The organism is Burkholderia sp. BCC1638 (assembly GCF_902833195.1).
Taxonomy (GTDB): Bacteria; Pseudomonadota; Gammaproteobacteria; order Burkholderiales; family Burkholderiaceae; genus Burkholderia; species Burkholderia diffusa.
In genome coordinates this window covers 266,260-285,499 of record NZ_CADFEC010000007.1, presented here as the reverse complement: position 1 = coordinate 285,499, position 19,240 = coordinate 266,260, and the positions used below count along the sequence as shown (strand labels likewise).

The following is a 19,240-nucleotide window of genomic DNA, read 5'->3' as shown; positions in this document are numbered from 1 at the left end:
AAACTCACGAACGTTGAGAAGCCGCACGCCCGGCGGGCGCACGGTGCGCGGCGAGGCGCGCGACGAACGGCAGCGGCAGCAGCGTCGCCAGCGCCGCCAGGCCGAAACATTGCTGGTACGGCAGCCGCCCATCGTCCCCGTGGATCGACAACAGGAAGTTCAACGCGCTGCCCAGCACCGCGACGCCGAGGCAGAAGCTCAGTTGCCGGTTGATGTTCCACAGCGCGCTCGCGTCGCCCATTCGCGCGGCGGGGACATCGAGAAACGCCGCGCTTTGCGACGTGCTCGTGCACATGCTGGCGCCGAGCCCCATCGCGACGAACGCGAGCACGCGCCCGGCCTCGAAACCTGCAAGCGGGGTCGCGAGCAACACGATCCCGATCGCGTCGATCGCAATCCCGCACATGAACAGCGGCTTCGGCCCCCACTTCGGGAAACAACGGCGCGTCGTCGCGATCGCGGCGAACGACGCGATCGCCCACGGCACCATCAGCGCGCCCGTATGCGTCGCGCTGAGCCCGAGCGCGTTCTGCAGATACAGCGCGGCGACGAGGTTCACGCCGGTGAACACGCCCGGCACGCACAGGTAGACGATCAGCCCGATCCGCAGCAGCGGCTGCGCAACAAGGCGCAGATCGAGCAGCGGCGCGGCAGCCCGGCGCGCGTGCGCGACATACGCACCACCGGCGACGAGCGCGATCGCGAGCGGAACGAACGCGTCGCGGCCCGCGCCCGGCTGTCCCGCGAACGTCAGGCCGAGCAGCAGCGCAACGAGCGCCGCGGCGCTCAGCCCGAGGCCGCGCACGTCGAGCGCCGGCGGGCTGCCGTCCGGTTCGTCGGCCGGCAGCCACGCGAACGCGAGCACGCTCGTGACCGCAGCGAGCGGCAGCATTCCGAAGAAGATCGCCCGCCACGACACGCGATCCACGACCACGCCGCCCAGCGCCGGCGACAGCGCCGGCACGAGCAGCGCGACCATCATCACGATCGACGTCAGATGCGCCCGCGCATCGGGCGGATACGCACGGTAGGCCATCGTCTGCCCGACCGGGATCAGCAATCCGCCGCCGAGCCCCTGGATCAGCCGCCATGCCAGCAGTGCGCCGATCGACGCCGACAGGCCGACGCCGAGGCTGCCGAGCGCGAACAGCAGCAGCGACGCGATCAGCAGCCGGCGCTCGCCGAACCGGCGCGCGAGCCACGTGCCGAGCGGGATCACGACCGTCAGCCCGAGCACGTACGCGTTGCCGATCCACGCCAGCTGCGCGACCGACGCGTGCAGCTCGCGCTGGATCGTCGGATAGGCGGCGTTGATGACGAACATGTTCGCGAGGTCGATCGCGAACCCGAGCAGATAGACGGCGGCGATTTTCGAGCGATCGGTCATGGCGGCGGAAGACGAACGAAACGCCGCAGTGTAAGGTTCGCCGCGCACGTCGATAAGCCCGGCCGGACGGCAAGACTGGTCGAAAAATTTTGACAATCAGGGCACCATGTCGGTTTTCCGCCTCACATCCGACACGCCATGGTGAGTCTCGATCGTTTCGCCGTCTTCCGCGCCGTCGTGGAAGCAGGGTCGTTTACGGCCGCCGCCGCCCAGCTGAACCAGGCCCGGGCCGCGGTGAGCTTCAACATCAAGCAGCTGGAAGCCGAGCTCGGCGTCACCCTGCTCACGCGCACCACGCGGCGCGTCGAGCTGACCGACGCGGGCGAGCGCTTCCATGCGCGCTGCCTGCGCGTGCTGGAGGAAGCCGAAAGCGCGATCGAGGACGCGCGCAGCGAGCATGGCGGGATGCACGGCGTGCTGCGCGTGACGTCGACCGTCGAGTACGGGACGATGGTCGTCGCCCCCGCGCTGCACACGTTCATGCAGCGGCATCCCGCGCTGCGCGTGCGGCTCGAAACGCATGCGTCGCAGGTCGATCTGGTGCGCGAGCGCGTCGACGTGGCGATCCGGCTCGGCCGCCTCGAACAGTTCCAGGATCTGCCGTACCGCGGCGCGTGCCTCGCGACGTACGAAGTGCGGCCCGTGATCGCGCCGTCACTGCTCGCCGCGGCCGGCCTGTCGCACATCGATTCGCCGGACACGCTCGCCCGGCTGCCGCAGCTCGGCCATACGCGGCTCGAGCGCATCGCCACGTGGCCGCTCGCCGATCGCGACGGCAACCCGCACGCGTTCCGGCCCGGCGCCAAGCCGCGCGTCGTGGTCGACAACGCGTCGGTCCTGCGCGTGCTCGCGCGGCAAGGCAGCGGCGTCGCGCTGCTGCCCGAATGGCTCGTGCGCGACGATCTCGCGAGCGGCGCGCTGGTCGATGCGCTCCCCGGCTACCGGTTTCCGCCGCAGGCCGTCTATGCGCTGTACCCGTCGACCCCGCACGTACCGCAGAAAGTACGTGCATGGGTCGACTTCATGAAGGCATATCTCGCCTGAACCCGGCGTGAACGTGGCAGGCGCGCGGCGACTCACGCGCGCGCCGCATCGTCCCGCAGCAGCGCGTCGATCCGCCGGGCGATCGCGAGCAGACGGCGATCGCCGCCCCATGGCCCTTCCAGCATCAGCCCGACCGGCAGCGCCGTTTGCGGGGAGCGTCCGGCCGGGATCGAGACGGACGGCACGCCGGCGAGCGTCGCCGGCGAAGTCTGGCGTGCGACGCGCGCGAACAGCGCCGCATCCTGCGCGGCGGTCATCGCGGCCGTGTCGTCGAGCGACGGCGGCTCGCCCGGCACAGTCGGCATCGCGATGCAGTCGACCGGCGTACCGAACGCGTCGTCGTACCAGCGCACGAGACGCCGACGGCACCCGATCGCGTCCGCATACGCCTGCGCATCGACTGGCGTAGACACGAACGACCGGAAGATCGCGCGCACGTCGTCGCTCGCGATCCGCTCGACGAACGTGTCGAACGGGATGCCGAGCCGTTCCGCCGCGAAGCGGCGCCAGTATTGGTTCGCCTCGTATCCGACGAGCGGAAAGCCGCATGCTTCGCTGGCCTCGTGCAGCGGCATCGCCGGCAATGGCACGAGCGTCGCGCCGGCTGCCGCGAACGACGCGAGCGCACGCTCGATGCAGGTCGCGACGCCCGGATCGAGCGCGTCGAAGTACGGTGCGCCCGGCACGCCGATGCGCAACTGCGGCCACTCGGGCGCGGTCGCGATGCTGTCGTCGCGCGTCAGCACCGCGTCGAGCAGCAGCAGATCGTCGATGCCATGTCCGATCGGCCCCACCGTGTCGCGCGTGGGCGACAGCGACAGCACGCCATGCGCCGAATAGCGCTGCGCGGACGGCCGCAATCCGTAGACACCGCAGAATGCGGCCGGAATCCGCACCGAGCCGCCCGTATCGGTACCGAGACCGAACGGGATACCGGCCGCGACGGCCGCCGCCGTGCCGCCGCTCGACCCGCCGGCGATACGCCGCGGATCCTGCGGATTGCCGACCGCGCCGAAGTGCCGGTTGCCGCTCGTGATGCCGAACGCAAGCTCGTGCATGTTCGCCTTGCCGAGCGGCACCGCGCCGGCGTCAAGCAGACGCCGCACGGTCAGCGCGTCCGAGGCCGCCCGATAGCCGTTCACCGCGGGGCTCGCACCGAGCGTCGGCATCCCGGCGGTATCGAGGTTGTCCTTGATCACGAACGGCACGCCGGCAAGCGGTAACACGTCGCCCTGGGCGACGCGCGCATCGACGTGCTCGGCCGTGCGGCGCGCGAGTTCGCCATCGACGTGCACCATCACATTGAGCGGCGCGATCGCCGCGAGACGCGCGAGCGCGTCGTCGGCCAGATCGACAGCGCGGCGTTCGGCCGTGCGCACGGCATCGGCAAGCTCGCGCACGCTGGCGGCGGAAACGAATGAAGAGGAAGAAACGCGGTTCGGCTGTATTGTCATGTTGTGTGCTGGACGCGGAATCGATCGGGAAACGCGCGACGTGCCGGAGGCCCTGTCCGGCACGCTACGCGAAGGCGATGGTATCCCGGCCCGCGGCCGCATGCACGCTACGCGCCGCGCGACGACCGCTCGCGCGTTTCCCCCGCGTCGCCGACCGGGCGCGTCAGCCACGGCCCGATCTCCATCTGCTCGTACCGCACGAGCCGGCTCTTGCGCGCGCGGCGATACGCCCACCAGATCGCGACGAACAGCGGAATCCACACATAGATCGACAGCACTTCCATCCAATCGATGCGAGCGGCGAAGAACGCCTGGTAATCCTGCCCGAGCGAGATCACGATGCAGATCGCGATCGCGAACAACGGCCCGAACGGGAACCACTTCGCGCGATACGGCAGCTGATCGAGCCGGTAGCCCTGCTTCAGAAAGCCCTTGCGGAACCGGTAGTGGCAGACCGCGATGCCGAGCCACGCGATAAAGCCGGTGATGCCGACCGTATTGAGCAGCCACAGATAGATGCGCTGGTTGTTGGTCAGTGACGTGAGGAAGCACAGCCCGCCCACCGCCATCGTCGCGTAAAGCGCGTTGCGCGGCACGCCGCCCGGCGACAGCGTCGCGAACATCGCGGGCGCGCGGCCTTCCGCCGCGAGGTTGTACAGCATCCGCGTGGCCGCATACGTGCCGGAGTTGCCGGCCGACAGCACGGCCGTCAGGATCACGAGGTTCATCGCGCCCGCGGCGAGCGGAAAGCCCGCATGGCTGAACACGAGCGTGAACGGGCTCACGCCGATGTCGGTCACGTCGCTCTTCAGCAGGTTCGGGTCGGTGTACGGTACCAGCAGGCCGATCACGAAGATCGCGAGCACGTAGAACAGCATGATCCGCCAGAAGATCTGCTTCACCGCGCGCGGGATCGTCTTGCGCGGGTTTTCCGATTCGCCGGCCGTGATCCCGACCAGCTCGGTGCCGAGAAACGAGAAGCCCGCGATCAGCGCGACGCTCATCATCGCGTGCACGCCGCCGACGAACGGTGCATCGCCGGTCCTGAAGTTGCGCCAGCCGACGGGATGCCCGTTGCCGAGCAGGCCAGCCGCGATCAACAACCCCGCCGCGATGAACGCGATCACGGTGACGACCTTGATCAGCGAGAACCAGTATTCGGATTCGCCAAAGCCGCGCACCGACAGCGTGTTCAGCAGGAAGATCAGCACCAGGAAGCCCGCGCCCCACCACACGCCCGGCACGGCTGGAAACCAGTAGCGCATCACGATCTGCCCGGCGACGAGTTCGATCGCGATCGTCACCGCCCAGCTGTACCAGTAGGTCCAGCCGAGCGCGACGCCGAAGCCTTCGTCGACGTACTTCTCGCCGTAGATCGCGAACGAGCCCGACACCGGCATCAGCGCGGCCATCTCGCCGAGCCCGGTGACGACGAAGTAGACCATCAGCCCGATCGCGATATACGCGGCGATCGCGCCGCCCGGCCCCGCCTGCGCGACCGATGCGCCCGACGCGACGAACAGCCCCGTGCCGATCGAGCCGCCGATCGCGATCATCGCGATGTGGCGGCTCTGCAGCCGGCGCTTCAGCGCCGTTCCGGACGACGCGGCCGTCTCCACTGCCGCTTGCAAAGCATCCATAGTGTTCATCCTGATTGGATTCGGGCCGCTCCAATTGATTCGGAATACCAACCGATTGGCCCGGTTATTCGCGTCGAAGAACGGTCCTGTTCGCCGGGCCGCGCGTCCGATGCGGGCGGCCCGGACGCGCACGGCCACCTCAGACGACGCTGCGCTTGATCGCTTGCAGCTCGGCCGTCGTCACGATCTTCTCGATCCGGAACCGCTGACTTTCCAGCCACATGTTCGCGATCCGCCGGTATTCGTCGAGATCCTCGCACGCGAGCCGCACGAGAAAATCGAACGTGCCGCTGACGAGCCAGCAGTCGAGCACCGCCGGATTGTTCCGCATCTCGTCCTCGAACGGCGCCTGCGAACGCCCGTGGTCGGCCAGCACGATCTGCGCGATCACGACGATCGGCTTGGTCGCGCGCGGCGCCTTGATCACCGCGCGATAGCCTTCGATCACGCCGAGCGCCTCGAGCCGCTCCACGCGCGCCTGACATGGGCGCGGCGTGAGGTTCACGAGCTCCGACAGCTTCCGGTACGAAATCCGTCCGTCGGTGCGCAGGATGTCGAGGATCCGGAGGTCGATCTTGTCGAGCTGCATCTTCTTGTCGGTCATCCGCGTTCGCTCCGGTCGGGTGGTGGCTGGCGCGTGGAGCGTCTGCTCCAGTTCCGCGCGGGGGCCACATTATCCGGCCGAAGCGGCCGCGCGCCAATCGGCTAGAAGCGCAGCGACAGGCAGGTCAGGCCGCCGTCCATCTTGCGGAACTCGCTCGTGTCGATCACGTGCAGCGGCAGCCCGAGCGAGCCGATCGCGTCGTGCACGCGCGGATAGCCGGCCGGTGTGATCAGCGTGCCGTTCACGCGCAGCGTGTTGCCCGCGTATTCATCGGCGGCCGAGATGGCGATCCGGCGATAGTCGGCGAACGCCGGATGCTCGGCCAGCGCCTCGGTCACGAGCAGCGTGTCGTCGCCGAGCGCGTTGACCACCGATTTCAGATGCAGGCCGGCGCCGACCGGCACCGCGACGACCGAGTAGCCGTAGCGCGACACCAGCGACTCGAACGCGGCGATGCCCTCGGCATCGGTGCGGCTCGTCAGGCCGATGTAGAAGCGCTTGCCGACGAGCATCACGTCGCCGCCGTCGAGGCGGCCCGCCTGCATCGGCAGCAGGTCGCGATGCGCGCCGAGCGCCGCTTCGATATGCGCCGTCTCGCCGCGCCGCGCGGGTGCGCCGGGGCGCGTGATCACCGCTAATTCGGGGGTGACGACAGCGACGTCCTCGACGAAGTGCGAATCGGGAAACGCGTCCAGCGGCGGCAGTTCGGTCAGTTCGACACCGAGGCCGCGCAGCGCGTCGCAGTATGCGTGGAACTGCGTGAGCGTCTTGTCGTAGTCGGGCGCGCCGAGCGCGGCGGTGGTGAGACCCGCGCCGCAGGACGGCGCGGGACGGCGAACGATCGCTTGCGTGAATTGCATCGACTCCTCCATGGTCACGCTGCCCCGTGCGGCGCGCGGGGCAGCTGCGTTGTGTCCGGACCATTATCGGAAGCCAAATTGCGCAATTCGCGTCGAATTCGGGCGTGCCCGCAGCCGATCGCGTCGAATTGCGTGCGTGACGCAGCGGATTCGGCAGACGGCTGGCGTGCGCGGCGCAAACGCACCGTACGCGGATGCCGGAGCGACCGACGCGTCCATGCGCTGCATCCGTTATGCGGCGACAGGCGCGAACCCCATTTGCGCACGCCCCAGCGCCGTCAGATCGCCCTCGCCGCCGCGTCCGTCGAAATCGACCTCGAAATGATCGGCCGGGAAATCGGGCGGGCTGTCGCCGCGCAGGAACGCGAGCCGCTGGCGCTGGAGGTACGCATCGTTCTTCGCGCAACCGGGCGCGGCCGCGATGTACATCACGTTGCTGTCGCCGCTGCCGCGATGCGCATCCTCGACCGCATGCACGACGTCGCCATGCCAGAACACCGCATCGCCCGGCTCCATGTGCGGGATCGGCACCAGCGCGTCGAGCAGCAGCGCATGCCATTCGGGCAGGATCGACAGCGCGCGCCCCGGACGCGCGCCGCACAGGTCGTCGTCGGCGACGTCGTCCTGCAGCGCACGCAGCACGACGTACGCCATCGCGTTCGCAACCGGGATCAGCTGCAGCGTGCCGTTGCCGGGCCCTTGCGGCGTCAGCGCAGTCCAGCCCTGGAACGTGCGGAACATCGAGCACACGGCCGGCGACGGAATCTCCTCGACGTCGGGGCGGAACGCCGCGTCGAACGGATCGTAATCGCGCCAGTGGCCGGCCAGCACGTGGCGGTAGACCTGCCGGAAATTCGCGCCGAGCCAGCGTTCGACCGAGCCGCCGTCGACGTGCGGCGACAGCCCGAGCGACGTCGAGCCCGGTGGCCGGCGGCGGATCCGGTCCGCGTAGGCCGGCACCTGGTCGGGATCGAAATGCGTGCGCGCGCCGTCCGCATGACGCCACAGCCGGTTCAGGAACACGCGTGCCCGCGTGAGGGCCGGCGACTGGCGCGCGGCCACCTGCGGCTTCGACCAGTAGACGCCGTAGATCTGCGGCTTGCCCGACGCGAGGTTGCCGAAGTAACGGTCCTCGGCGCGCGCATGCAGCCGCTCGGCGAAGCGGTTCGCGTCCAGATAGGCGCCGATCTCGTCGTTCCAGTCGCGCGCCTGCTGCGCGTCGAACACACCGCGGATCACCGCCGCGCCATGCGCACGGATCGCGGCGATCGCCCGCGGATCGACGGTGTCGTTCGCGATATCCGCGAATCGCAGCACCGGAATCACGTCGCGGCCTTGCGCGTGCGCGCGGCGGATCGCGTCGACCTGCCGCGCGATATCGCCCTCCAGCTCGCGGAACGTGGCCGCGTACCCGGGCAGATCGGCGCGCAGCGCCCGTTTCGCCGTGCGGACCGCGGCCGGCAGATCGTCAATCGTCAGGTGCATCGTCGTCTCCTCGCTGAATCGTGTGTCGTGTCGAGCATTCAGCGTACGGCCGACGCGGCGCCGTCATCGACACTATCCGGTCAACTATCGATACAATCCCGACAACCACTCGCTACTCGGGGCGATGGCAGACCACGCACAGCTTGTTGCCGTCCGGGTCGCGGAAATACGCGCCGTAGTAGTCGGCGTGATAGTGCGGCCGCAGCCCCGGCGGGCCGTCGCAGGTGCCGCCCTGCTGCAGCGCGAGCGCATGACAGCGGTCGACCCGCGCGCGCGTCGCCACGTCGAACGCGATCGTATGGCCGTTGCCCGGTTCGGGCGCGCGGCCGTCGAGGGGCCAGCCGAAGAAGAACAGCGGCCGGTCGGCATCGGCCGGCATCCAGCCCGACCAGCCGTCCGGCTCGCTGAACTTCAGACGCAGCCCGAGCTCCGCGAACAGCGGCGCGTAGAAGTCGTACGCGCGCGCGGTATCGCTGACGCCTACGCAAACATGTGAAAACATGGCATCGCTCCGTCGTGACGATCGATCACGATCATGCCACGGCGCGCTGCCCCGCTCGACCGGAGGTCGCGATGAAGCCGCAATACGAGCATGTGACGTTCGCCCCCGGCTGTTCGATTCGCGTGTATCACCGTCAACTCGCGCACATTCCGTTCGAATGGCATCGACATCCCGAATACGAACTGACGCTGACGCTGAACAGCCGAGGCCGGCGCTTCGTCGGCGATCATGTTGCCCGTTACGGGGACGACGACCTGGTGCTCGTCCCGCCCAACCTGCCGCACACGTGGTCGTCGAATGCGCGCATCGATCGTGACGCGCCGGAAGTCGCGCTCGTCGTCTGGTTCGACGGCGACTGGGCACGGCGCATGGCCGACTGCTGCCCCGAGTACGCGCCGCTGCGCTCGCTGCTGCGTCGCGCGGCGCCTGGTCTCGCATTCGACGCCGAGACAGCCCGCGCGATGCGCGCGCGGTTGCCGCAGTTGCTCGACTCATCGCCGCGCGTCCGCCTCGCGGCCGCACTCGACACGCTCGCCGATCTCGCTGAAGCCGGCGGCGAACCGCTCGCCACCGCCCAGGCCTACGGCCGGCCCGACGCAGCCGCGTCATCGGCCGACTCGGCCGCACCCGAAGCCGAACGCCTCGACCGCGTGCTCGACGCGATCGACCGGCGCTTCCATGAGCCGCTGCGCATCGACGCGCTCGCCGCCGTCGCGCACATGTCCGAACGCACGCTGCAGCGGCTGTTCGTGCGGCACCTCGGCGAAAGTGTCGGCCGCTACGTGCAACGGCTGCGGCTCGCGCATGCGTGCCGCCACCTGGTGGGCACCGACTGGCCGATCGCGACGGTCGCCGCGCGCTGCGGCATTCCGAATGCCGCGAACTTCAACCGCCAGTTCCTCGCCGCGCGCGGGATGACGCCCGGCGCATACCGGCAGTTCTTCGCGCGGCATGGCCACGCTCCCGACGCCGGCGCGCCGCCACCGCTCGACACGCGGCCGCCGTCGCTGGAACGCCATGCCGTTCGGCCGCGCAAATGAAAACACCCCGGCGGGATGACCCACCGGGGTGTCGGGGCGTTGCGATTGCCGGACGCGAGCGGCCTTGCGGCCGTTCGCGCCGCGCACGACTCAACGTGCGTTGAGCGGCTTCGCTTCGCGCGGCGTGTCGCCGATGAACAGCTGACGCGGACGGCCGATCTTCTGTTCCGGATCCGCGATCATTTCGTTCCACTGTGCGATCCAGCCGACCGTACGTGCCATCGCGAAGATACACGTGAACATCGACGTCGGGATGCCCAGCGCGCGCTGAACGATACCCGAGTAGAAGTCGACGTTCGGGTACAGCTTGCGCGACACGAAGTATTCGTCTTCCAGCGCGATCTTCTCGAGCTGCATCGCGAGCTTGAACAGCGGGTCGTCGTGCAGGCCGAGTTCGTTCAGCACTTCGTAGCACGTTTCGCGCATCAGCTTCGCACGCGGGTCGTAGTTCTTGTACACGCGGTGACCGAAGCCCATCAGCTTCACGCCCGAATTCTTGTCCTTCACCTGCTTGATGAATTCGGGGATGTTGTCCGGCGAACCGATCTGCTCGAGCATGTTCAGCGCGGCTTCGTTCGCACCGCCGTGCGCCGGGCCCCACAGACATGCGATACCGGCTGCGATACACGCGAACGGGTTCGCGCCCGACGAGCCGGCCAGACGGACCGTCGACGTCGAAGCGTTCTGCTCGTGGTCGGCGTGCAGGATCAGGATACGGTCGAGTGCGCGGACGAGCACGTCGTTGACCTTGTACTCTTCGCACGGGTTCGAGAACATCATGTGCATGAAGTTCGCGCTGTACGACAGTTCGTTCTTCGGATAAACGAACGGCTGGCCGATGCTGAACTTGTACGCCATCGCGACGAGCGTCGGCAGCTTCGCGATCATGCGGATCGCCGACACTTCGCGGTGACGCGGATCGTTGATGTCGAGCGAGTCGTGATAGAACGCCGACAGCGCGCCGACGGCAGCCACCAGCACTGCCATCGGGTGCGCGTCGCGGCGGAAGCCACGGAAGAAGAAGTGCATCTGCTCGTGCACCATCGTGTGCTTCGTGACGGTGTCGACGAATTCCTTCTTCTGTGCTGCGTTCGGCAGTTCACCCTTCAGCAGCAGGTAGCAGCTTTCGAGGAAGTCCGCGTTTTGCGCGAGATTGTCGATCGGGTAGCCGCGGTACAGCAGTTCGCCCTTGTCGCCGTCGATGTACGTGATCGCCGAATTACAAGCTGCCGTCGACATGAAGCCCGGGTCGTAAGTGAACTTGCCGGTTTGGCCGTACAGCTTGCGGATGTCGATCACGTCCGGGCCCATCGTCCCCTTGTAGATCGGCATTTCGACGCTCGGCGAATTGTCGCTGAACGATAGCGTGGCTTTAACATCAGACGGAGTCATGGCACATCCTCAATCGAAATAAAGAAACGGGATTCGATAACGGGCGTAACGCGTTACACGTTGCGCAGCATCTCCAACAGCCGGTGAACGTCCGGGCTGTCTAGGTCGCCCTCTGGTTCCTTGCGCGCGAGGAGCAAGTCCATCAGGTCGTTGTCGCTCAGATCGAGCAGGCGCGACAACGCGCCTACGTCTGCATCGGTGAGGTCATGCTCGTATCTGCTGAAGAAACGCTCGAATACGATGTCGTTTTCCAGCAGACCCCGCCGCGCGCGCCAGCGGAGGCGCGCGCGACGGTGCGGGTCGGATTGATGCGAATCGTCGCTCATCACAAACTTTAAACCGCGCGACGGACCATCAGTTCCTTGATCTTGCCGATCGCCTTCGTCGGGTTCAGGCCCTTCGGGCAAACGTCGACGCAGTTCATGATCGTGTGGCAACGGAACAGACGGTACGGGTCTTCCAGGTTGTCGAGACGCTCGCCGGTGGCGGTGTCGCGGCTATCGGCGATGAAGCGGTAAGCCTGCAGCAGGCCGGCCGGGCCGACGAACTTGTCCGGGTTCCACCAGAAGCTCGGGCACGACGTCGAGCAGCTCGCGCACAGAATGCACTCATACACGCCGTCGAGCTCGTCGCGTTCTTCCGGCGACTGGAGACGTTCCTTCTCCGGCGGCGGCGCGTCGTTGATCAGGTACGGCTTGATCGAGTGGTACTGGTTGAAGAAGTGCGTCATGTCGACGATCAGGTCGCGCACGACGGGCAGGCCCGGCAGCGGGCGCAGCACGATCTTCTGCGGCAGGTCGTTCAGGTTCGTCAGGCACGCCAGACCGTTCTTGCCGTTGATGTTCATCGCGTCGGAACCGCACACGCCTTCACGGCACGAGCGGCGGAACGACAGCGTCTCGTCCACGGCCTTCAGCTTGACCAGTGCGTCGAGCAGCATGCGCTCATGCTGGATCTCGAGCTCGTACGTCTGCATGCGCGGCGCCGCGTCCTTGTCCGGATCGTAGCGGTAGACTTCAAAAATGCGTTTTGCCATTTCGGATTCCTTTGACTCGGCTTAGAACGTGCGCGGCTTCGGCGGCACGGAGTCGACCGTCAGCGGCTTCATTTGAACCGGCTTGTAGTCGAGGCGATCGCCTTCGCTGTACCACAGCGTGTGGCGCAGCCAGTTGTCGTCGTCGCGATGTTCGAAATCGCTGTGTGCGTGCGCGCCGCGGCTTTCCTTGCGCGCTTCCGCCGACACCATCGTCGCGCGGGCGACTTCGATCAGGTTCTCCAGCTCGAGCGCTTCGACGCGCGCGGTGTTGAACACCTTCGACTTGTCCTTCAGGTGGATGTTTTCCACGCGTGCCTTCAGGCCGGCCATCTGGTCGACGCCTTCCTTCAGCAGTGCCGACGTGCGGAACACGCCTGCGTGCTTCTGCATCGTCGCGCGGATGTCGTTGGCGACGTCCTGCGTGTACTCGCCCGAGGTCGACTTGTCGAGCTTGTTCAGACGCGCCAGCGAGAATTCGCCTGCATCGGCCGGCAGCGGCTTGTGTTCCTTCTGGTTCTTCACGTGCTCGACGATGTGGTTGCCGGCCGCACGGCCGAACACCACGAGGTCCAGCAGCGAGTTCGTGCCGAGGCGGTTCGCGCCGTGCACGGACACGCACGAGCACTCGCCCACTGCGTAGAAGCCGTTGACCGGATCCTTGTGGCCGCGCGACGTGCCGACGACCTGACCATGGATGTTGGTCGGGATGCCGCCCATCTGGTAGTGAATCGTCGGGACGACCGGGATCGGTTCCTTGATCGCATCGACGTTCGCGAACTTCAGCGCGATTTCGCGGATCGACGGCAGACGCTTCATGATCGTCTCGGCGCCGATGTGCGACAGGTCGAGCAGCACGTGGTCCTTGTTCGGACCGACGCCGCGGCCTTCCTTGATTTCCTGGTCCATCGAACGCGACACGAAGTCACGCGGCGCCAGATCCTTCAGCGTCGGTGCGTAGCGTTCCATGAAGCGCTCGCCGTTCGCGTTGCGCAGGATGCCGCCTTCGCCGCGCACGCCTTCGGTGATCAGCACGCCCGCGCCGGCCACGCCGGTCGGGTGGAACTGCCAGAACTCCATGTCCTGCAGCGCGATGCCCGAGCGCGCGGCCATGCCGAGGCCGTCGCCGGTGTTGATGAACGCGTTGGTCGACGCCGCGAAGATCCGGCCTGCGCCGCCCGTCGCGAACAGCGTCGTCTTGCCTTCCATGATGTAGACGTCGCCCGTCTCCATCTCGAGGGCCGTCACGCCGAGCACGTCGCCGTCCGCGTCGCGGATCAGGTCGAGCGCCATCCATTCGACGAAGAATTGCGTCTTCGCTTCGACGTTCTGCTGGTACAGCGTGTGCAGCAGCGCGTGACCGGTACGGTCGGCGGCCGCGCAAGCGCGCTGGACCGGCTTCTCGCCGTAGTTCGCGGTATGGCCGCCGAACGGACGCTGGTAGATCGTGCCGTCCGCGTTACGGTCGAACGGCATGCCGAAGTGTTCCAGCTCGTACACGACGTTCGGTGCTTCGCGGCACATGAACTCGATCGCGTCCTGGTCGCCGAGCCAGTCGGAACCCTTGATCGTGTCGTAGAAGTGGAAGTGCCAGTTGTCTTCGCTCATGTTGCCGAGCGACGCGCCGATGCCGCCCTGTGCGGCCACCGTGTGCGAACGGGTCGGGAACACCTTCGACAGCACGCCGACCGACAGGCCCGCGCGCGACAGTTGCAGCGCTGCGCGCAAGCCCGAGCCGCCCGCGCCGACGATCACCACGTCGAACTTGCGGCGCGGCAGGGAAGTTTTGATTGCAGCCATTCTTTACACTCTCCAGAGAATCTGCGCGGCGTAGCCCGCACATGCGAGCAGCCAGACGATGGTCAGCGATTGCAGCAGCAGGCGCACACCGACGGGCTTCACGTAGTCCATCCAGATGTCGCGCACGCCGACCCATGCGTGGTAGAAGAGGGAAAGCAGCGTCACGAAGGTCGCGAGCTTCATCCATTGCGCGGAGAAGATCGATGCCCAGCCTTCGTACGAGAAGTCATGCGCGCCGAAGAACAGGACGAGCAGAATGACCGTGTAGACCGCCATGATCGTGGCGGTGACGCGCTGCGCGAGCCAGTCGCGCAGGCCGTAGTGAGCGCCGACGACGAGGCGCTTCGAGCCGATTCGGTTATTGGCTGCCATTTTCTTAGAATGCTCCGAACAGTTTGAGTGCCATGGCGATCGTCAGGGCGATCGAGACGACAAAGACGACGACGGCCGTCCGCTTGCCGCCTTCCTTCGAGACGGCGTCGTGATTGACGTCCATCAGCAGGTGGCGAATGCCGGCGCAGAAATGGTGGAGGAACGCCCAGGACAACGCGAGGACGATCAGCTTGACGACGATGTTGGAGAGGAAACCCTTGAAGACTTCGAAGCTGAGCTCGGAGGTGAGGCTCTGATCGAAGAGGAACAGCAGGAACGGCAGGAACAGGAACAGCAGCGCGCCGCTGACTCGATGGAGGATCGACAATATCGCCGCCAAGGGCATGCGATATTTCATCGTGATATCGCCGAATCCGATGTTCCGGTATTCCGGCCTCGGCTTTCTTACTGCGTCAGTCATGCTAGACCCCTACTATGTTGTCACACTAATCCGCGATTTTAGCGCCTTTTTATATCGCGCTGCAGCGAAAGTCTGCTCTGGATCATTACGCGAACGGGAATAAAGGCGGCCCGAAACGTGCTACGCGAACATGGGGAGTGCGCGCGCACGCTGCTTGTGCCGATACGTCGTCAGCTCAAGTCATTCTGATAGTAATACCCGGTTGTGACATACCAGCCGCGTCGCACTTCCACCGGCCGGTCTCCGTATGTATAGGACACACGCTCCACAGACAGCAAAGGAAAACCCGCCGGCACGTGCAGCAGGTCGGCCACCGCCGGCTCCGCCGCCACCGCGCGGATCTTCTCCGTCGCGCGGATCATCCGCGTGCCGAATTCCGTCTCGAACATCGCATAGAGCGGCCCCTTGTACTCGCTCAGCCGCTCGAACGTGAGCCCGCGGAACATCACGCCCGGCAGCCAGATCTCGTCCAGCACCGTCACTTCGTTCTCGAACTCCAGCAGGCGGCGCACCTGCACGACCGGGTCGGCCGGCTTCAGGTCGAGCTGCCGCGCGATCTCGGCCGGCGCGCGCAGGCGCCGGCATTCGAGCAGGCGACTCACGTGCGGATGCTCAGCACCGTCGTCGGCCAGCAGACGCAGAAAGCGGAACTGCGCGCGATCTTCGTTGTGCGTTGCAACAAAAGTGCCCTTGCCCTGCCGCCGGACCACCAGGTTTTCAGCGGCCAGTTCGTCGATCGCCTTGCGAACGGTGCCCTGGCTGACCTTGTAACGGGCCGCGAGCTCCACTTCGCTCGGAATGATCTCGCCCGGCTTCCACTCGCCGGATTCCAGGCTTTGCGTGATCAATGACTTGATCTGCTGGTATAACGGACTGAATGTCGGCGACGGCGAAGCGGCAGGCGCCGGCACGGAATCGGCCGCGCCCGGCTGCCCTGGGCCGCCTGCGCCGGTCGGATTCGCGTTGTTCGCCTGGTTCGATGTCATGGCGCGCATTTCATCACAAACCGCGCTTTTCCGTCCACTCAAATTCCGCAAAACATCTGTCTTATATAAGACATATGATACCGTTTGACTTTGGGTCCATCGGCTCCTACACTCCGGGGCGAGCAAGGGTTCGCGGGTGCAAAATGCGTCCCCGGCTACGTGCCACGGCCGTCTCCAGGTTCACCGCGTCTGCCTTTCGCGAGTCCTCCGCCCTGCTTCAATGCAACGCTACGCGTAACGCGCATAGAATGGCGTTTTGCCTAGCGTCCACCGCTTCACCCGTCCTGGAGATTTTCAATGGCTAAGCCCGCAAAGCGCGTTGCCGTCACCGGCGCCGCAGGTCAAATCGCTTACTCCCTGCTGTTCCGCATCGCGAACGGCGACCTGCTCGGCAAGGACCAGCCGGTCATCCTGCAACTGCTCGACCTCCCGCAAGCCCAAGCCGCCGTCAAAGGCGTCGTGATGGAACTCGACGATTGCGCGTTCCCGCTGCTCGCGGGCGTCGTGATCACCGACGATCCGAAGGTTGCATTCAAGGATGCAGACGTCGCGCTGCTGGTCGGTGCACGTCCGCGCTCGAAGGGCATGGAGCGCAAGGACCTGCTGTCGGCGAACGCCGAGATCTTCACGGTCCAGGGCGCTGCGCTGAATGAAGTCGCGAGCCGCGACGTGAAGGTGCTGGTCGTCGGCAACCCGGCGAACACCAACGCGTACATCGCGATGAAGTCGGCGCCGGATCTGCCGAAGAAGAACTTCACGGCAATGCTGCGCCTCGACCACAACCGCGCGCTGTCGCAGCTCGCGGCGAAGTCGGGCAAGCCGGTCGCTTCGATCGAGAAGCTCGCCGTGTGGGGCAACCACTCGCCGACGATGTACCCCGACTTCCGCTTCGCGACCGTCGAAGGCGAGTCGCTGCTGAAGCTGATCAACGACGACGTGTGGAATCGCGACACGTTCATCCCGACCGTCGGCAAGCGCGGCGCGGCGATCATCGAAGCGCGCGGCCTGTCGTCGGCAGCGTCGGCAGCGAACGCGGCGATCGACCACGTGCGTGACTGGGTCCTCGGCACGAACGGCAAGTGGGTCACGATGGGCATCCCGTCGGACGGCTCGTACAGCATCCCCGAAGACATCATCTACGGCGTGCCCGTCACGTGTGAAAACGGCGAGTACAAGCGCGTCGAAGGCCTCGAAATCGACGCATTCTCGCGCGAGAAGATGGACGGCACGCTGGCCGAACTGCTCGAAGAGCGCGACGGCGTCGCTCACCTGCTGAAGAACTAAGCAGACTGCATGGCCGGGCCACCTCCGGGCGGTCCGGTCACGGCACGGGCGGCGGGCCGGCAGCCGGCCCCGCCGCCCGATCCGATCCGGGCACGTTTTGCCGCCCAGGCGCCCCGCGCGCCGGCCCAGAACGCGCCCGAATCCGATTTTCTCCACGTTGCCCGCCTCCTTGACGTAGAAGAGATGTCCGCGCTCACTCCTGCACAAGTGCTGTACGACGGGGCGTCCCCGCCCGCGATCCTGCCCTGCTGCGATCACTACGCGGGCAGCGAGAAGCTGATGCGCAAGTCGCTCGCGCTCCAGGCCGAACTCGGCCCCGTGTTCGACATCACGCTCGACTGCGAGGACGGCGCAGCCGTCGGCCAGGAAGCCGCGCACGCGCAGCTCGTCGCCGAACTTCTCGGCAGCGCCGAAAACCGCTTCGGGCGTGTCGGCGTCCGCATCCACGACTTTTCCCATCCCCACTGGCGCGACGACGTGCGCATCGTACTGCGCGCCGCGCGCGCGCCGGCCTACGTCACGCTGCCGAAGATCGCGAGCGCCGCGGACGCGGCCGAGATGGTCGCGTTCATCGAAGGCACGCGCCGCGAGCTCGGCCTCGCGCAGCCGATCCCGGTCGACGTGCTGGTCGAGACGCACGGCGCGCTCGCGCAGGCGGCCGCCCTCGCCGCGCTGCCGCTGGTCGGCACGCTCAGCTTCGGGCTGATGGACTTCGTGTCCGCGCATCACGGCGCGATTCCCGATGCGGCGATGCGCTCGCCCGGCCAGTTCGACCACCCGCTCGTGCGCCGTGCGAAGCTCGAAATCGCCGCCGCCTGCCACGCGCACGGCAAGACGCCGTCGCACAACGTGACGACGGAGGTGCGCGACATGGCCGTCGTCGCCGGCGACGCGCGTCGCGCGCGCGACGAGTTCGCGTTCACGCGGATGTGGAGCATCCATCCCGCGCAGATCCGCCCGATCGTCGACGCATTCGCGCCGCGCACCGATGAAGTCGCGCTGGCCGCCGAGATCCTGCTGGCCGCGCAGGCCGCCGACTGGGGCCCGACGCGCCACGGCGATACACTGCACGACCGCGCGAGCTACCGCTATTACTGGTCGGTGCTGCGCCGCGCACGGGCGACCGGCCAGCCGGTGCCGGCCGAGGCCGCGCCGCTGTTCGGCCCGGCCGCCGGAGACGCGCGGTGAGCGCGCGCCGACACACGCATTTCATCGAATCACCGGAGCGTGAACCCGAGACAGGTTTGCGAAACGACAAAAAACGTAACGGAGCCCGAAAACCTGAAATATGCGCGGCCAAATAGGTGAAAATAGCGGCCGCTGCGCGCTTCCGGGGCGCGTGCAGTTTCAAACCGGCCGACGGTGTCTGCCGCCGGCCCTTGTCAACTGATTATCGAAAGGTTCTGACTCCATGAAGAAACTCCTGATCGCTACCGCCATCGGCGCGTTGTCCGCCACGATGCTGGTGTCGGCTCCGAGCGCGTTCGCCCAGGATACGGCGACGACCGCGAAGAAGACGGCCAAGCGCCCGGCGCCGGCCAAGCGCATCGTTCCGCGCAGCAAGAAGGCGCAGGCGCGTGCCGCGGCCAAGGTCGATCCGGTACCGGACGGCGCAGTCAAGTGGGCGTGCAAGGACGGCCTGTCGTTCGACCTCGCCGGCGACATGAAGCGTGACCAGGTCGTCACGGTTCACTGGGCGAAGAAGAACTACAAGCTGCCGCGTCAGGCCACGACGACGGGCGCCGACACGTTCTACGATCCGGCCGCGGGCTTCAAGCTGGTCGTGATCCCGAGCAAGGCGATGCTGTTCAGCGACGCCAACGGCGGCGAGCGTCTCGCCGACGAATGCGTGACGCCGGAAATGGCGCAAGGCACGCCGGCTCCGACGCAATCGAACGAACTGAAGCCGGCAACGAACTAAGCGCCCGCGTCTTCA

19 protein-coding genes are annotated in these 19,240 nt (G+C 66.8%); 5 read left to right on the top strand and 14 right to left on the bottom strand.

Annotated features, from left to right (window positions below; all coding sequences use genetic code 11):
* Window positions 1-4: 4 nt before the first annotated feature.
* Window positions 5-1,387 carry an MFS transporter gene (locus HWX22_RS11365; protein ID WP_175915656.1) on the bottom strand — a complete coding sequence of 461 codons (1,383 nt, stop codon included), beginning with the start codon at window positions 1,385-1,387 and terminating at the stop codon, window positions 5-7.
* A gap of 138 nt (window positions 1,388-1,525) precedes the next feature.
* On the opposite strand from HWX22_RS11365, the gene HWX22_RS11360 reads away from it, so the two are divergent.
* Entirely contained in the window at window positions 1,526-2,431 is a 906-nt protein-coding gene (locus tag HWX22_RS11360; protein WP_059524728.1) for a LysR family transcriptional regulator, read from the top strand.
* Window positions 2,432-2,463: 32 nt separating this feature from the next.
* On the opposite strand, the gene iaaH is transcribed toward HWX22_RS11360, so the two are convergent.
* From iaaH to HWX22_RS11330, 6 genes are all read right to left on the bottom strand, one after another.
* A complete protein-coding gene (gene iaaH / locus HWX22_RS11355; RefSeq protein WP_175915655.1) occupies window positions 2,464-3,885 on the bottom strand; it encodes an indoleacetamide hydrolase in 1,422 nt (473 codons plus the stop codon).
* A 107-nt stretch (window positions 3,886-3,992) separates the two neighbouring features.
* On the bottom strand, window positions 3,993-5,525 hold the full coding sequence (locus tag HWX22_RS11350; protein ID WP_175915654.1) for an amino acid permease: 1,533 nt from the start codon (window positions 5,523-5,525) through the stop codon (window positions 3,993-3,995).
* Window positions 5,526-5,664: 139 nt separating this feature from the next.
* Window positions 5,665-6,129 (bottom strand): Lrp/AsnC family transcriptional regulator, encoded by a 465-nt coding sequence (locus tag HWX22_RS11345; protein WP_059524722.1) that lies wholly within the window; start codon window positions 6,127-6,129, stop codon window positions 5,665-5,667.
* A 101-nt stretch (window positions 6,130-6,230) separates the two neighbouring features.
* On the bottom strand, window positions 6,231-6,989 hold the full coding sequence (locus HWX22_RS11340; RefSeq protein WP_175906451.1) for an amidinotransferase: 759 nt from the start codon (window positions 6,987-6,989) through the stop codon (window positions 6,231-6,233).
* A 231-nt stretch (window positions 6,990-7,220) separates the two neighbouring features.
* Entirely contained in the window at window positions 7,221-8,474 is a 1,254-nt protein-coding gene (locus HWX22_RS11335) for a DUF1479 domain-containing protein (RefSeq protein WP_175915653.1), read from the bottom strand.
* Window positions 8,475-8,586: 112 nt separating this feature from the next.
* Window positions 8,587-8,976, bottom strand: a complete 390-nt coding sequence (locus HWX22_RS11330) for a VOC family protein (RefSeq protein WP_175906455.1) — start codon at window positions 8,974-8,976, stop codon at window positions 8,587-8,589.
* Between the two features lie 71 nt (window positions 8,977-9,047).
* Here HWX22_RS11330 and HWX22_RS11325 point away from each other — a divergent pair, with 71 nt between their 5' ends.
* Entirely contained in the window at window positions 9,048-10,016 is a 969-nt protein-coding gene (locus HWX22_RS11325) for an AraC family transcriptional regulator (protein WP_059525641.1), read from the top strand.
* A 90-nt stretch (window positions 10,017-10,106) separates the two neighbouring features.
* On the opposite strand, the gene gltA is transcribed toward HWX22_RS11325, so the two are convergent.
* The 7 genes from gltA to HWX22_RS11290 form a co-directional block, all read right to left on the bottom strand.
* Window positions 10,107-11,408: a citrate synthase gene (gene gltA / locus HWX22_RS11320; protein ID WP_050011289.1), complete on the bottom strand. Its 1,302-nt coding sequence runs from the start codon at window positions 11,406-11,408 to the stop codon at window positions 10,107-10,109.
* A 53-nt stretch (window positions 11,409-11,461) separates the two neighbouring features.
* The gene (locus tag HWX22_RS11315) at window positions 11,462-11,734 is read right to left on the bottom strand and encodes a succinate dehydrogenase assembly factor 2 (protein WP_059450790.1); all 273 of its coding nucleotides are present in this window, start codon (window positions 11,732-11,734) and stop codon (window positions 11,462-11,464) included.
* An 8-nt stretch (window positions 11,735-11,742) separates the two neighbouring features.
* Window positions 11,743-12,444, bottom strand: coding sequence for a succinate dehydrogenase iron-sulfur subunit (locus HWX22_RS11310; protein ID WP_011658352.1), 702 nt, complete (start codon window positions 12,442-12,444; stop codon window positions 11,743-11,745).
* A gap of 21 nt (window positions 12,445-12,465) precedes the next feature.
* Window positions 12,466-14,241 carry a succinate dehydrogenase flavoprotein subunit gene (sdhA, locus tag HWX22_RS11305; protein WP_175906457.1) on the bottom strand — a complete coding sequence of 592 codons (1,776 nt, stop codon included), beginning with the start codon at window positions 14,239-14,241 and terminating at the stop codon, window positions 12,466-12,468.
* A gap of 3 nt (window positions 14,242-14,244) precedes the next feature.
* Window positions 14,245-14,613 (bottom strand): succinate dehydrogenase, hydrophobic membrane anchor protein, encoded by a 369-nt coding sequence (sdhD, locus tag HWX22_RS11300; RefSeq protein ID WP_006399546.1) that lies wholly within the window; start codon window positions 14,611-14,613, stop codon window positions 14,245-14,247.
* Window positions 14,614-14,617: 4 nt separating this feature from the next.
* Window positions 14,618-15,034 carry a succinate dehydrogenase, cytochrome b556 subunit gene (gene sdhC, locus HWX22_RS11295; RefSeq protein WP_175915652.1) on the bottom strand — a complete coding sequence of 139 codons (417 nt, stop codon included), beginning with the start codon at window positions 15,032-15,034 and terminating at the stop codon, window positions 14,618-14,620.
* Window positions 15,035-15,204: 170 nt separating this feature from the next.
* The gene (locus HWX22_RS11290) at window positions 15,205-16,029 is read right to left on the bottom strand and encodes a GntR family transcriptional regulator (protein WP_175915683.1); all 825 of its coding nucleotides are present in this window, start codon (window positions 16,027-16,029) and stop codon (window positions 15,205-15,207) included.
* A 288-nt stretch (window positions 16,030-16,317) separates the two neighbouring features.
* Between HWX22_RS11290 and HWX22_RS11285 the strand changes: the two genes are divergently transcribed.
* The 3 genes from HWX22_RS11285 (at window position 16,318) to HWX22_RS11275 (ending at window position 19,225) form a co-directional block, all read left to right on the top strand.
* Window positions 16,318-17,304, top strand: a complete 987-nt coding sequence (locus tag HWX22_RS11285) for a malate dehydrogenase (RefSeq protein WP_175915651.1) — start codon at window positions 16,318-16,320, stop codon at window positions 17,302-17,304.
* 183 nt (window positions 17,305-17,487) lie between these two features.
* A complete protein-coding gene (locus HWX22_RS11280) occupies window positions 17,488-18,492 on the top strand; it encodes an aldolase/citrate lyase family protein (RefSeq protein ID WP_059818788.1) in 1,005 nt (334 codons plus the stop codon).
* Between the two features lie 223 nt (window positions 18,493-18,715).
* Window positions 18,716-19,225: a hypothetical protein gene (locus HWX22_RS11275; protein ID WP_175906459.1), complete on the top strand. Its 510-nt coding sequence runs from the start codon at window positions 18,716-18,718 to the stop codon at window positions 19,223-19,225.
* The last annotated feature ends 15 nt before the right edge of the window (window positions 19,226-19,240 follow it).